Source organism: Pontimicrobium sp. MEBiC01747 (genome assembly GCF_053601635.1).
Genome location: NZ_JBSHNS010000074.1, coordinates 1 through 755 on the forward strand (window position 1 = coordinate 1; position 755 = coordinate 755).

The 755-nt window shown below is 30.2% G+C and carries 1 protein-coding gene; it reads right to left on the reverse strand.

Annotated elements, in window-relative coordinates:
* The coding region (locus ACVC2P_RS01230) for a TonB-dependent receptor domain-containing protein (RefSeq protein ID WP_452596664.1) at nucleotides 1-755 on the reverse strand (755 nt) is incomplete at both ends.

Here is a 755-nt window from a genome sequence, read left to right on the forward strand (position 1 = left end):
TATTAATTCCTGTTTCTAACTTAAATCGCTTATATGTGTAAGATAAAGAGATGTCTAAAACATCGTAAGCTGGAATTTCTCCAACAATGCTGTTTAAATCGTCTTTTGTTGCATTTGTTGCATCTGTAAATTGAGAGCTTAAATAGGTATACTGAATACTAGATAAAAGGTTTTTATACCCAAATTGAATTCCTGTCTTTATATTAACATCTGGTATAAATTCTACTTTGTTACCTGCTACAAAACCTGTACTGGTATTTTCGAAATTAGAAGAGGTGTATTCTGAAGTTACAAAAGAGGTATTTATAAAATAGTTAGCTCTAAAATCGTTATTCATTTTAAATATATTTTTAAGATTAAAATCTATTAATGATTCTACTCCTAAAATTCGAGCATCTCCTACATTTGTTCTTAATTTTCCAACGTTATTTACAGGAGGAATTTGTGCATCGATAAGTCCTATTCTATCATTATAAAACAATCCAAAAATGTTAGCATCATAAGCTATTAGTTTTTTTATATTACCTCTTACGCCTATGTCTGTAGTAAAACCTTTTTCGTCATCAATATTAGGATCAACAGCGTTTGATGGGTTAACGACATTTAAATCGCTAAATGTTACTGAGCGGTAATTTTGTGAGATATTACCATAAAACTCTATTGCTTGAGAGGCTTTATAACTAGAACCTATTCCTAAAAGAATAAAGGAACGCTCATTTTCTATGTCTTGAGATTCTGTTCCTGCATCTATAGGG